Raw genomic sequence first — 12,765 nt, forward strand, 5'->3', positions numbered from 1 at the left:
GCGTAACTAGTTTTATCTCACAACGCCAAGAAGCCGGAGAAAAAATACCAGGTAGCCACCTGTTTCCGGCTGCGATGGCGGCTGCGTCAGTCCTTAGGAAACGTGAGGTGACATGTCCGACTCCGTGGTTACGCCCCCGAAATGGGGATCGACCGAAATGCTCCCATTGCCGGGCCGATTCAACACCGCTGTGCGGTCGTTGGCGGCACGACGATTCGCCGCCACCGGCGAGCAATGGAAAGACAGCGTGTTCGAACGTCAGTTCGATATTTTCTCGATGGAGGACGCGCGAGCGATCGAGCAGGAGGCCCTGGATTCCGGGTACCGGTTCGAATACTCCGCGACGGTCTCGCTCGAATCCGAGCCGCACAAGTACAAGCGCACCGACCGAGAGGCGCGGGCGTTCTCGGAAGACCGGGACTCGGACGGTCGCCGCCACGTGGGTATCGGCGACAACGTGATCAAGAAGTCCCAGACGGTCATCGGACCGGTCGCGTTGATCTCCGCAGTCGAGCAGGTCATGGAATTGCTCACCGACGGCATCCCGCCCGGCACCATCGCCGTGATCGACGACTCGGGCGGCACCTTGACCGCACCGATCATCGAAGGGTTCGCCGGCGTCATCTGCCTCGGCGGCACCGTGCGGTCGCACCTGGGCATCCTCGCCCGGGAGTACGACGTCCCCACACTGATGAACTGCAAGATCAACGACCTGAAGAACGGCGACCTGGTCGAACTCGAGGTGACCGCGGCGCCCCCGGCAGCGGATGCCTACGAGACGGGTGACACCGGGCATGCCCGGATCTGGCTGATCGAAAGCGAGAGCTGAGACCATGGCGAATCTGAACTACCGGACCCTGCTGGAGACCAACAACTACCTCCGGAGTCTGTCCGACACCACCTACTGGCTGTGCATCACGCGCACGGTGCAGGAGTCGAAGCTGTTCCCGATGAACCCGTACATGCTGGTGAGCTATCTCAACAGCTTCTACCGGTTGCCGACGCTGTTGCGCGAGATCGACGCGGCGACGCCGGCCGAGGAACTCGGAGACCGCGCCCGCGAGGTCAGCCTGAAGGTGGACACGGTCAACGCGGCGTGGGGTATGCCCGCGTTCTACCTCATCGGCCGGGAAATGCTGATGAACTGGGGGCTCCTGCGGCCTACCGACGCGGTCGACGACGTCGTCGACGTGCTCGACTTCTCCCGGCGGTTCAATCTGGCCTACCACCGCAACGACGGACACCTGACGAACAAGGAATTCGGCGACCGCAGCCAGTTCCTGCCCGAACGAACCCTGCAGGTCTTCGAGTCCGACCTGCACGGTGTGGTGCCCGGTGACCGGCTGCACACCGCCGCAACCAAACTCGTCGCCCAGCTGTCCCAGTACGCGTTCCTCGCGCACTGCGAGTGCCGCATCGGTCTGCACAACAGCGGCCCCTACGACTTCGGCAACAACCGGCAGATGATCATGCGGGACTTCTTCGACCTCACCGAGGGCGATTACCCGTGGCTCGACGGCATCGCCACCCAGTTGCCGTTCAATAATCTCACGATTCCGATCGTCTTCAAGGGCACCAACTTCCACTTGATGGACGACTGGGCGTCCTTCGAGGCCGAACCCGGATACAACGCCGCCAACATCCAAGCGGTCGGGATGTACACCTCGGATGCGTTGACCGACGGATACATTCCGGTCGGCATGGACAACGCCGACACGCTGGCCGACACCATGGAGCAGTACCGCGAGATCCTCAACGAGGCGACCACCGACCTGTGGAAGCGCATCGCCACCTGGTCACGCGAGCAGATGATCGACGCCGGCGCCCTGGTCTACTCCTCGGTCGGCAAGGACTTCGCTCATCTCGCCGGAACCTACCGGCAGGACGACTGGTTCCAGGTCGACGAACGCGTGCAGCGGTTCAAGCCCCTGCTCAACGACGAATACGGGCGCGACAACCTCGGCGAGATGGTGGGCCTGCTGGGATTGCCCCACCAGACGAGCAACGAGTACACCATGGCCCGCTACTCCGACCAGAACCGCAACATGCTCACCGGCATCCCGTACTCGGTGCTCACCGACGACGACTACGCACCGACCGCCGGTGACCGGTTCACCGGCTCGTCGAGCCTGCCCGGCAAGACCGGTTTGTGGACCACCAGCGCCGGACGCATCGATCTCGACGACTACAACACACGCGCAAAGGGATTCACCCCTGCCGTGCTCGATGGCAGCAACCGCTACCTCGACGAGGAATGGGTGAAGTGGAACCACGGGACCCCGCAGGCGGACGAGTTGTACCGCCTCACGCAGCGGGGCTCACGGAACATCGAGGGCCGCGGGTCCGGGCTGCGTCGCGCCAACCTGCCCACCACCGACGACACGACGGGGACCGACGATGCAGATCGGTGACCTGATCCGCCGCGCCGGGCGTCAGTACGGTGCCGCCCCCGCGCTGATCGACGGCGATCGAGTGGTCAGCTTCGCCGAGTTCGACGCACTCACCGACCGGCTCGGCCACGCACTGCTGGCCCGCGGGCTCGACGCCGGTGACCGTGTCGCGGTCCTCATGCCGAACGGTATCGACGGCGTCGTCGTCTACTACGCACTCGCGAAGGCCGGGCTGGTCCGGGTCCCACTCAACGTGCGCGAGACGGCCCACGAGCACGCCTACAAGGTCGAGGACTCGCAGGCGCGAGCCCTGGTCTACGCAGGGGATCCCCCAGCCCGGGTCGAGTTGATGATCACCGCCGACGAGCTGCCCGGACTCGTCGCAGGCGCGCCCGACGGCCCGTGTGACGTCCGGCGCGACCAGGACGAACCGCTGCGGTTGGCCTACACCGGCGGCACGACCGGCAAGCCCAAGGCGGTGGTCCTCACCACGCGCAGCGAACTCGCCGAAGTGGCGAATTTCCTGGTCGACCTGCTGCCCAACCTGCGACCGGACTCGGTGATGCTGCACGCCGCACCGATCACCCACGGCAGCGGCGCGTTCTTCCTCCCGCACCTGGTCAAGGGCGCCCCGAACGTCATCGTGTCGAAGTTCTCGCCCAGCGCCTTCCTCGAGGCCGCGCAGAAGTATCGGGCCACGTCGACGTTCATGGTGCCGACGATGATCGCGATGCTGCTCGAGGATCCCGCCACGGCAACAGCGGATCTCGCCCTCGAACGGTTGTGCTACGGCGGCGCCCCGATCGCGACCAGTGTGCTCCGACGCGGAATCGACATCCTCGGACCGGTTTTCGCGCAGCTCTACGGTCAGGCGGAGGCGCCGCTGGCGATCACCTGCCTGCAGCCGTGGGAGCACACACCGGAGCGGCTGACCTCCGCCGGCAAACCCTACACGTTCGTCGAGGTGCAGGTCCGGGCCGCCGACGGCACGGTGCTCGGACCGGACGAGGTCGGGGAGGTCCTGACCCGGGGACCGCACACGATGAGCCGGTACTGGCGTCGCCCGGACGCCACCGCCGAGACGATCGAACCGGACGGCTGGTTGCACACCGGTGACATCGGACGCTGGGACGGCGACGGCTACCTGCACCTGCTCGACCGGAGGCACGACGTCATCATCTCGGGTGGCTTCAACGTCTACCCCCGCGAAGTCGAGGACGCCCTGCTCACCCACCCCGCGGTCGTCGAGGCCGCCGTGGTGGGCCTGCCCGACGAGAAGTGGGGCGAAAGGGTCGCCGCCGCCGTGGTCACTCGTTCCACCGCCGAACCCGACGAGATCCTCGAGTTCTGCGCCGATCGGCTGGCCGGTTTCAAACGACCTCGTTCCCTGGAGATCTGGCCGAACATTCCCACCAGTCCCGTCGGGAAATCCCTGCGCCGCGAAGTGCGCGACCGCATGGTCGCCGCGCAGGTGTGACCGAGACACCGAAAGGACCAATCATGCTCGACCCCAACGAACTCACCGTTCACACCCTGACCCTGCGTCAGCTCGGATCCGCCGAACAGCTCGCCGAGATCAACGCCCTCCCGATCGCCGACGTCGAGGCGGCGCTGGAGAAGGCCGTCGCGGATGGCGCGGTGATGGCCGCACGCGGCAACTACATGGTCACCCCGGCCGGCCGCGAGTTCCTCGACGAGGTGTACCTCCGCGCCTTCGCCGATCTGCGCGCGGACCCGGCCGTCACCGACGCGATGGATTCGTTCGAGACCGGCGTCAACAAGCAGGTCCTCACCCTGACCACCGACTGGCAGACCATCGAGGTCGACGGTGCCCGCGTCAGCAACGATCACGCCGACGCCGATTACGACGCCAAGATCGTCGAGAAACTCGGCCGCGTGCACGAGAAGACCCAGAAGGTCCTGCAGCCCCTGGCTCAGCAGGACCCCCTGGTCGATCGATTCCTGGACCGGATCGGCGCGGCGCTGATCCGCGCCGAGGGCGGCGAGACCGACTACGTCAGCGGCGTCCGCGTCGACTCCGTCCACACCGTGTGGTTCCAGATGCACGAACACATCCTCCGCCTCACCGGACGGGAGCGCCCCGAATGAGCACCGCAACAGGTTTGCGCTGGCTGGTCGTCCCCGACGAGAACGCCGCCGAGCCGAGCCGCGATCTGATCGGGGGGAAGGCGTGGAGCCTGTGGCGGATGCGGTCGCTGGGCCTGCGGGTGCCACCGGCGTTCGTCGTCACCACCGCGGCCTGCGAGGCCTACTTCGCCGACGGCGACCTCCCCGAGGGCCTGGCAGACGAACTGATCACCGGAATCCGGTTGCTGGAGAAGCAACTCGGCCGCACCTTCGGCGGCACCGAACGCCCGCTGCTGGTGTCGGTCCGCTCCGGCGCCGCGATCAGCATGCCCGGCATGATGGACACCATCCTCGACCTGGGCTGCAACGACGAGGTCGAGGCCGCCCTGGCCGCAGAAAGCGGCGACCGCGACTTCGCCGCCGAGGTGCATCGCCGCTTCACCGGCTTCTACGGCCGCCTCGTCCTCGGCTGCACCGAGGAACTCGAGGACCTGCCCGACACCGCGTCGGTCCGGGCCGCGATCTCCTCCGACGTCGGTGACGCCGTGCCGGCCGACCCCTGGGAGCAGCTCCGCGCCGCGGTGGCCGCGGTGTTCGCATCGAGCCGATCCCGGCGAGCCCTCGCCTACCGCAAGCACTACGGCATCCCGGACGATCTCGGCACCGCGGTCACCGTGCAGGCGATGGTGTTCGGCAACCTCGACGACGACTCCGGCACCGGGGTGCTGTTCACCCGTAACCCGGTCGACGGCTCCCGCGAGCCGTACGGCGAATATCTGCAGCGTGGGCAGGGCGAGGACGTCGTATCCGGCCGGATCACCCCGAAACCCCTGACCGATCTGGAAGAGCGTTGGCCGACCGTGCACGCCGAATTGCTCGAAGCCGCCGAGCAACTCGACCGTGAGGGTCGCGACGCGCAGGACATCGAGTTCACCGTGCAGAGCGGCGAGCTGTTCCTGCTGCAGTCCCGCCCGGCGAAGCGCACCGCCCGCGCCGCAGTGCGGATCGCCGTCGAACTCGTCGACGAGGGTGTTCTCGAACGGGGGGAGGCCCTGTCCCGGGTCACCGCGGAGCAGATCCGCACCCTCCTGCGCCCGGAGATCGCACCCGGTGCCGCCGACACCGCGGAGGTACTGGTGACCGGGGTGGCCGCAAGCCCGGGTGTCGCCACCGGTGTTGTCGTGGATACTCCGGAAGCGGCACAGGCGAACCCGGGATGCATCCTGGTCCGCAAATCGACCAGCCCGGACGACGTCCACGGGATGATCGCGGCCGCCGCGGTGGTCACCGAGCAGGGCGGCGCAACCTCACACGCCGCCGTCGTCAGCCGAGCCCTCGACACTCCCTGCGTCGTCGGCTGCGGCACCGACACCGTCGCGAGCCTGGTCGGCCGCACCGTCACAGTCGACGCGACCACCGGCCACGTCTACGCCGGCGCACTGCCGACGTCGGCGATCGACGAGAGCGACGACGAGGACCTGCGCCGCCTCACCCAGTGGGCCGAGAGCGCCACCTCGTTGCGGGTGGGTCCCGACGTCGCCGTCGCCCCGATCTTCGACGCGGAAACGCTTGCCGCCGAGGACCTCGGTGAGCAATTGCCCGACATCCCGCCCGGTACCAAAACCGTACGCGGCGCGGTGTTCTGCGCCCCCGACGGCGTGCGCGCCGCACTGGACGCCGGCGTCGACGCGATCGTCACCGCACACCGGTTGCCGGTGCTGCTCGCCGCCATCGCACACCAAAGGAGAACCTCATGACCACGCCGGAACGGGTGACCCATCGCGAGGTGCGGGAGATCCTGCGCACCTTCCAGGACTCCGGATGGGCCGCCATGACCCTCGAACTCGACGGCATGCGTATCACCGTCGGCAAGGACGGCCCCCCGGCCACAGCGGGCCAGTCGGCGGCCCCGGCCCCAGTGCCGGCCCTGGCCCCGGTCCCGGTGTCCGCGCCTGCTGCCGCCCCCGCTACCGCCGTGCCTCCTGCCGCGAGTCCCGCGAGCACCCCTGCCACACCCGCACCGGCCGCCGATGTGGACACCACCGGCTGCGTCGAGGTTCGATCCCAGACCGTCGGCGCCTTCTGGGTGGCCCCCGGCCCCGGCGAACCGCCGTTCGTGCAGGTCGGGCAGACCGTCGAGGCCGGGCAGCAGATCGCCATCGTCGAGGTCATGAAGCTGATGAACCCGGTGGTCACCCCGCACGGTGGGGAGATCGTGCAGATCTGCGCCACCAACGCGGACCTGGTCGAATTCGACCAGCCGCTGTTCCTGATCAGGCCGACCGATGGCTAGCCCGTCGACCCTGACCACCGAGTCACCGCGCCGCACCCCGCTGCGGCGGGTCCTGGTCGCCAACCGCGGGGAAATCGCGGTCCGCGTGATCAAGGCCTGCCGGGCCCTCGGCATCGAAACGGTCGCGGTGACCTCGACCGTCGATCGCGACGGACTCGCCGCCCGGATGGCCGACCGCGCCGTCTGCATCGGCCCCGCCCCCGCAGCGCAGAGCTACCTGGCGATCCCCGCGGTGCTCAGCGCCGCGCTCGGCACCGGGTGCGACGCCGTGCACCCCGGCTACGGGTTCCTTTCGGAGAACCCGGAATTCGCCGCCGCCTGCGTCGCCGAGGGCCTCACCTTCGTCGGACCGCGGCCGGAAGCGGTCGCCGAGGCCGGCGACAAGGCCCGCGCCCGTGAACTCGCCCGCTCGGCCGGCATCCCCGTACTGTCGGGATCGCCGGTGATCGACTCGACGGAGGCCGCGGTCGCCGCGGCCGCCGAGCTGGGCTATCCCGTGCTGGTCAAGGCCGCCGCAGGCGGGGGCGGTCGGGGAATGTCGGTGGTCGAGAACGAGTCCGAGCTGCGTGCCCGCTGGTCGTCGGCCGCGGCGGAGGCCCAGTCGGCGTTCGGCGACGGACGACTGTACGTCGAACGATTCATCCGCAACGCCCGCCACATCGAGGTCCAGGTGCTCGGGGACAAGCACGGCTCCGTCATCCACCTCGGCGAACGCGACTGCACCCTGCAGCGACGTCACCAGAAGGTCGTGGAGGAGTCTCCCGCGCCGAACCTGCCCGAGAAGATTCGTCAGGACATCCGACGCAGCGGGGTTGTGTTCGCCGAGGCGCTCGGGCTCGACAGCGCCGGAACCGTCGAATTCATCTACGACGCAGACTCCCACGAGTTCGCGTTCCTCGAGTTCAACGCCCGAATCCAGGTCGAACACCCCGTGACCGAAATGGTCACCGGGGTGGACCTCGTCGCCGAACAGCTGCGCTCGGCGGCGGGCGAACCGCTCCGGTTCACCCAGGACGACATCGACCTGACCGGGCACGCCATCGAGGTCCGCATCACCACCGAGGATCCGGCCCGCGGATTCATCCCCAACCCGGGCACGGTACAGACCTGGGATCCCCCGGAGGGCGAGGGCATTCGCGTCGACAGCCACTGCGAAACCGGTTACGTCGTCACCCCCTACTACGACTCCCTGCTCGCCAAGATCGTGGCGCACGGGACCGACCGTGACGTCGCAGCGGACCGGATGGTCGTCGCCCTGGGCCGGCTGGGGGTGACCGGAGTTCCCACCACCGCGGATTTCGCCCGGGTGGCCCTGGACCATCCGGACTTCCGGGCCGGCACCGTCACCACCGACTGGATCGCCTCTCGGGGCCTCCCCGACTACTTGGAGAAGATCTCATGAGTTACCTCGACTGCGCCGCGCGTAACGCCGACGGCAGCAAGCGCAAGATCGACATCGTCGACCAGACGCTGCGGGACGGCCCCCAGAGCTGGTGGGGGATGCGGCTGCGCAAGGACATGGGTCTGCCCATGGCGTCCGAGCTGGACCGCACCGGCTTCCACACCATCGACCTCGTCGGAAGCTCACTCTTCGAGGTGCTCGCGCGGCACTGCAAGGAAGACCCGTGGGAGCAGCTGATCTCGCTGTCGAAGTCGATGCCGGAGACGACGGTCCGCGCCGGAACCCGCAGCAACGGCATCGTCACCTTCGGTCTCACCGCCGACAGCGTCATGGACCTGTGGGTGCAACGACTGATCGCCCACGGCATCGGCGCCTTCTGGATCTACGACGGACTGTTCAACATCGACAAGATCGGCCGCCTGGTCAAAACCGTGCAGGCCGAGGGCGCGAAGGCACTGCCCTGCATCCTCTTCGCGGATACGCCGTACCACACCGACGAGTACTACGCCGCCCGCACACGGGAGCTGGTCGGTCTCGGCGCGGACGGCATCGAACTCGAAGACGCCGCCGGACTACTGACTCCCGAACGCACCCGTTCCCTCGTCGCTGCCATCAAGGGCGCGGCCGGAAACCTGCCGGTGGAGATCCACTTCCACAGCAACAACGCCCTCGCGCCACTGAACTACCTCGAAGGCATCCTCGCCGGCGCAGATCGTGTCCACACGGCAAGCCGTCCCCTCGCCGCCGGGGTGTCGCTGCCCTCGACCGAGAACACGGTCGCAAACCTGCGCTACGCCGGATTCGACGTCGACCTCGACGAGTCCCGCTTCGCCGCAGTCGAACAGCACCTGCTGCGCGTCGCGGAATACGAGGACCTGCCGGTCGGCCAGCCGGCAGAGTACTCGCTGTTCCAGTACCGGCACCAGCTTCCCGGCGGCATGGCGGGCACCTTCAAGGCGCAGCTGCGTGACCGCGGCATGGAGGATCGTTTCGAGGAGGTCCTCGACGAGATGTCCCGGGTGCGAGAAGAACTCGGATACCCCGTCATGGCCACACCGTTTTCCCAGCTGGTCGGCACCCAGGCGGTGCTGAACGTGGTGTCCGGGTCGCGGTACTCGGTGGTACCGGACGAGGTGATGATCTACGCGAACGGCTTCTACGGCACACCGGTTGCGCCGATGGACCCGAACGTGCTCGACACCATCCTGAGCTCACCCAAGGCCAAGAGCTACCAGAACTGGGAGCCCCCGCAGCCGAGTCTGGACGAACTGCGCAAGAAGTTCGGTGGGTCGATCAGCGACGACGAACTGCTCCTGCGTCTGCTCGTTCCGGAGAGCGATATCAATGTCATGCGCGCGACCCCACAACGCAACCGCGACTTCGCCCCGACCAGCAAGCAGATGAAATACATCAGGGACCTGGTCGAGACCTCGGTGGGCGCCTACCTGCATATCGAGGCGGACGACTTCTCGCTGACACTGGAAGGCGATCACCGGTGAGCGAATTGGGTGTGGGGCGGCCGACCAAGCGCCGTGCCGGCTCCGCCGTCGGGGGACTGCCGGTCGCCGACTCGCGGCCGGTTCTCGACGGTGATGCCGTGCTCGGCTCCCGGTGCACGGTGTGCCGGTACCCGACCGCGCAACAGGATCTGCCCTGGTGCCCGGTGTGTTACGCCGCCACTGAACCGGCCCGCTTCGCCCGCACGGGCAGGACATGGTCGTCGACGGTCGTCAAGATCCCCGTGGGCACCCGTCGGCCGCCCTTCGGGCTGGCGTACGTCGACCTCGACGACGGCCCCCGGGTACTCGTTCACCTCGACGAACCCGCGGTACTCGCGCTCGGCACCCGCCTCGAGATCACCGGAACAGACGACGGCGACCTTGTCGCCACTACGGAGGTGCAGCGATGAACGAGGCCATGTTGTGGGGCGTCGGAACCTCGTCCTACGGCCGATTCCCCGACCAGCGAGTCGAGTCACTCGCCTGGACCGCGGTCGCCGAAGCAGTCCAGGATGCCGGCATCCGGCCCGACGCAATCGACGCGATCATCGTCGGGTCGGTGTTCGGCCCGCCCGGGGTGGCCACCCGCATCCAACGCGGACTCGGCATTCCGTCCGTGCCCATGTGGACCGTCGAGAACGCTTGCGCCAGCGGCACCGCCGCTTATCACGAAGCGGTCGAGGCCGTGCGGCACGGCCGATTCAAGTGCGTGCTGGTACTCGGAGTCGACCAGATGTCCACCCTGTTCTCCGGGGCCATCGTGCCGGAGGCGACCGACCCGGAAGGCGCTGCATCGCTGCCGTTGCCGGGACTCTATGCTCTGCAGGCGCAACGTTACGTCGGCGAATTCGGTGTCACCCCGGAACAGCTCGCGGCCATCGCGGTCAAGAACAAGACCAACGGGATGGACAACCCCCGCGCCCAACTGCGGGACACGGTGCCCACGATCCAGGAGGTGCTCGACTCCCGGATGATCGCTGAACCGTTGACCTTCCTGCAATGCTGCCCGACCAGCGACGGGGCCGGCGCCGCCATCGTCGGTGGCGACCGCGGCAACCGCAACGACCTGCGGATCGAAGCCTCCGCGATGGTCTCCGGTGCCCTGTGGGACCAGCGCAGCGAGGACGTCTGGGGCTTCGCCAGCGTCGCCCGCACCGCCGAGAAGGCATTCGACCAGGCCGGCCGGACCCCGCAGGAGATCGACGTACTCGAGGTACACGACGCCTTCACCATCGGTGAAATCATCACCCTCGAGGCGCTCGGCATCGCACCCCGCGGCAAGGGCGCCGAACTCGCCCCCTCCGGCCACACCACCCGCGATGGTGCGCAACCGGTCAACCCGAGCGGAGGACTGCTCTCACGCGGACATCCTCTCGGCGCAACCGGAATGGCGCAACTTGCCGAAATCGACTGGCAACTGCGCGGACAGGCAGGACTGCGGCAGGTCGCCCGGCACCGTGTCGGGCTGGTCGAGACGATGGGTGGCGGAGCGGCCGGAATGGACGGCAACGCCTGCGTGGTCACCATCCTGTCCACCCAGTCATGACCGCGAGCTACGGAGGGCTTCTCGGGTTCCGGGACGTCGGCGGACTGCGAACCCGGGACGGTGGGCGCGTCCGGACCGGGGTGCTCTTCCGCAGCGGGACACCGCAGTTCTTGGACGAGCAGTCGGCGCGGGCACTGATCGCAGACACCGGGATCCGGGCGACCATCGATCTGCGGTTGCCTCACGAGGTCGCGGTGGAGGGGCGGGGACCTCTCGACGAGTTGGGGGTTCGCCACTTCCCCCACCCGTTCAGCATCGGCGACCGCGTGGCCGAGGACTCGGCGGTTGCCCCGATGGACGGTGACGATCCGCTGGTCACCCGCTACCTGAAGTACCTGGCCGAGGATGCCGCCGGCGTCGTCTCCCCGACCATACGGCTTCTCGAACCCGCCGTGCTCCCGGTCTTGGTGCACTGCACCGTCGGCAAGGACCGGACCGGAGTGGCGGTCGCGCTGCTCCTCGACGCCATCGGGGTGCTCCGCGAGGACATCGCCGCCGATTACGCCGCCGCCCCCGACGACGTCGCCGCATCCATGCGGCGACTGCGGCAAATGGCGTCGTACGGATCTGCAGCCGACCTCTACCCACCGGAGGCATGGACGGCGCCGGCGGATGCGATGGAACGGTTCCTCGGCAACGTCGACCAGCAGTACGGCGGAACCCTCAACCTGCTGCAGGGCAACGGCATAGGGCCGGACGAGATCCGCCGACTGACCGAACTGCTCATCACCTACGACGACGCAACGAAGAAGGAGTACCGCATGCGAGTAACTGAAACCTGCGTCATCCGGACAACACCCGATGCCGTGTGGAAGGTCGGCGGCGACACCGCGAATGTCGCGGACTGGATTCCCGCGCTGGAGAAGTCCCACCAGCACGGTGACCTCCGGTACGCGACCTTCGCCAACGGCGGAGGCGAGGCGACGGAGCGGATCGTCCACCACGACGATCCGCAGCGGAGCTACACCTACGAGTACGTCTCTGGGCCCCTCCCTCTGTCGTTCTATTCCTCCACCTTCACCGTCAACGACCATCCCGAGGGCGCCGAAGTCGTGTGGAGTGCCGAGTTCGCATCCACGTCCCCCGAGAGTGAACCTCAACTCGCAGAGGCGATCACAGACATTTACCGTTCCGCGTTGGTTGAATTAGCCAACCGCACACAGTAGTTGGGTTCGACCCCTGCTCAGAGGTTCTTGTTGAAGAACGGGATCAGGGCGTCGAGGGCGATCTTGACGGGCTCGGGCTGGTCGTAGTGCGAGAAGCCTTCGGCCACCACGAGTTGCTTTTTTCCGGAGCGGGCGCGGCGGTAGATCTCGAGGCCGTCGCGGTAGGAGCCGGCCTCGGCCACGTCGATATCGAGACCCTCGGCTGCGTCCACCGTCGGTGGCAGCAGGTTCTCGACGTTCGGTTCGGCGCCGCGAGCCTCGGCGGTGCGCTGCGCGGCGATCGCGTCCAACGTCGCGATCTGGTCGTAGGCACTGAAGGCCTCGTGCAACAGGTGGCCGAAGTTGACGCCGACGACGCTGCCGACGACCTTGATGCGACGG

11 protein-coding genes and 1 pseudogene are annotated in these 12,765 nt (G+C 67.7%); 11 read left to right on the forward strand and 1 reads right to left on the reverse strand.

Annotated features, from left to right (window positions below):
* Positions 1-112: 112 nt before the first annotated feature.
* Genes MLGJGCBP_RS39485 through MLGJGCBP_RS39535 form a run of 11 tightly spaced genes read left to right on the forward strand, consistent with a single transcriptional unit; the run spans position 113 to position 12,384 of the window.
* Positions 113-829, forward strand: coding sequence for a PEP-utilizing enzyme (locus MLGJGCBP_RS39485; protein ID WP_236581637.1), 717 nt, complete (start codon positions 113-115; stop codon positions 827-829).
* Between the two features lie 4 nt (positions 830-833).
* Positions 834-2,411, forward strand: coding sequence for a hypothetical protein (locus MLGJGCBP_RS39490; protein WP_160102675.1), 1,578 nt, complete (start codon positions 834-836; stop codon positions 2,409-2,411).
* A complete protein-coding gene (locus MLGJGCBP_RS39495; protein WP_160102677.1) occupies positions 2,398-3,867 on the forward strand; it encodes an AMP-binding protein in 1,470 nt (489 codons plus the stop codon). The genes MLGJGCBP_RS39490 and MLGJGCBP_RS39495 overlap by 14 nt, the downstream gene beginning before the upstream one ends.
* A 23-nt stretch (positions 3,868-3,890) precedes the next feature.
* Positions 3,891-4,499: a hypothetical protein gene (locus MLGJGCBP_RS39500; protein WP_160102679.1), complete on the forward strand. Its 609-nt coding sequence runs from the start codon at positions 3,891-3,893 to the stop codon at positions 4,497-4,499.
* Complete coding sequence (locus MLGJGCBP_RS39505; RefSeq protein WP_160102681.1) at positions 4,496-6,235, forward strand: pyruvate, phosphate dikinase; 1,740 nt, start codon at positions 4,496-4,498, stop codon at positions 6,233-6,235. Before MLGJGCBP_RS39500 ends, MLGJGCBP_RS39505 begins: the two co-directional genes overlap by 4 nt.
* On the forward strand, positions 6,232-6,771 hold the full coding sequence (locus MLGJGCBP_RS39510; protein ID WP_160102683.1) for an acetyl-CoA carboxylase biotin carboxyl carrier protein: 540 nt from the start codon (positions 6,232-6,234) through the stop codon (positions 6,769-6,771). The genes MLGJGCBP_RS39505 and MLGJGCBP_RS39510 overlap by 4 nt, the downstream gene beginning before the upstream one ends.
* Complete coding sequence (locus MLGJGCBP_RS39515; protein ID WP_160102685.1) at positions 6,764-8,173, forward strand: acetyl-CoA carboxylase biotin carboxylase subunit; 1,410 nt, start codon at positions 6,764-6,766, stop codon at positions 8,171-8,173. The genes MLGJGCBP_RS39510 and MLGJGCBP_RS39515 overlap by 8 nt, the downstream gene beginning before the upstream one ends.
* The gene (locus tag MLGJGCBP_RS39520; RefSeq protein ID WP_160102687.1) at positions 8,170-9,672 is read left to right on the forward strand and encodes a carboxyltransferase; all 1,503 of its coding nucleotides are present in this window, start codon (positions 8,170-8,172) and stop codon (positions 9,670-9,672) included. Before MLGJGCBP_RS39515 ends, MLGJGCBP_RS39520 begins: the two co-directional genes overlap by 4 nt.
* Positions 9,669-10,082: a Zn-ribbon domain-containing OB-fold protein gene (locus MLGJGCBP_RS39525; RefSeq protein WP_160102689.1), complete on the forward strand. Its 414-nt coding sequence runs from the start codon at positions 9,669-9,671 to the stop codon at positions 10,080-10,082. Before MLGJGCBP_RS39520 ends, MLGJGCBP_RS39525 begins: the two co-directional genes overlap by 4 nt.
* Positions 10,079-11,218, forward strand: coding sequence for a thiolase family protein (locus tag MLGJGCBP_RS39530; RefSeq protein ID WP_160102691.1), 1,140 nt, complete (start codon positions 10,079-10,081; stop codon positions 11,216-11,218). Before MLGJGCBP_RS39525 ends, MLGJGCBP_RS39530 begins: the two co-directional genes overlap by 4 nt.
* Positions 11,215-12,384 carry a tyrosine-protein phosphatase gene (locus MLGJGCBP_RS39535; protein WP_160102693.1) on the forward strand — a complete coding sequence of 390 codons (1,170 nt, stop codon included), beginning with the start codon at positions 11,215-11,217 and terminating at the stop codon, positions 12,382-12,384. Before MLGJGCBP_RS39530 ends, MLGJGCBP_RS39535 begins: the two co-directional genes overlap by 4 nt.
* Before the next feature lie 17 nt (positions 12,385-12,401).
* On the opposite strand, the pseudogene MLGJGCBP_RS39540 reads toward MLGJGCBP_RS39535, so the two are convergent.
* Positions 12,402-12,765: pseudogene (locus MLGJGCBP_RS39540) on the reverse strand (alpha/beta hydrolase); the annotation flags it as partial.

The sequence above is a fragment of the Rhodococcus sp. T7 genome, assembly GCF_009872365.1.
Lineage (GTDB): Bacteria > Actinomycetota > Actinomycetes > Mycobacteriales > Mycobacteriaceae > Rhodococcus_F.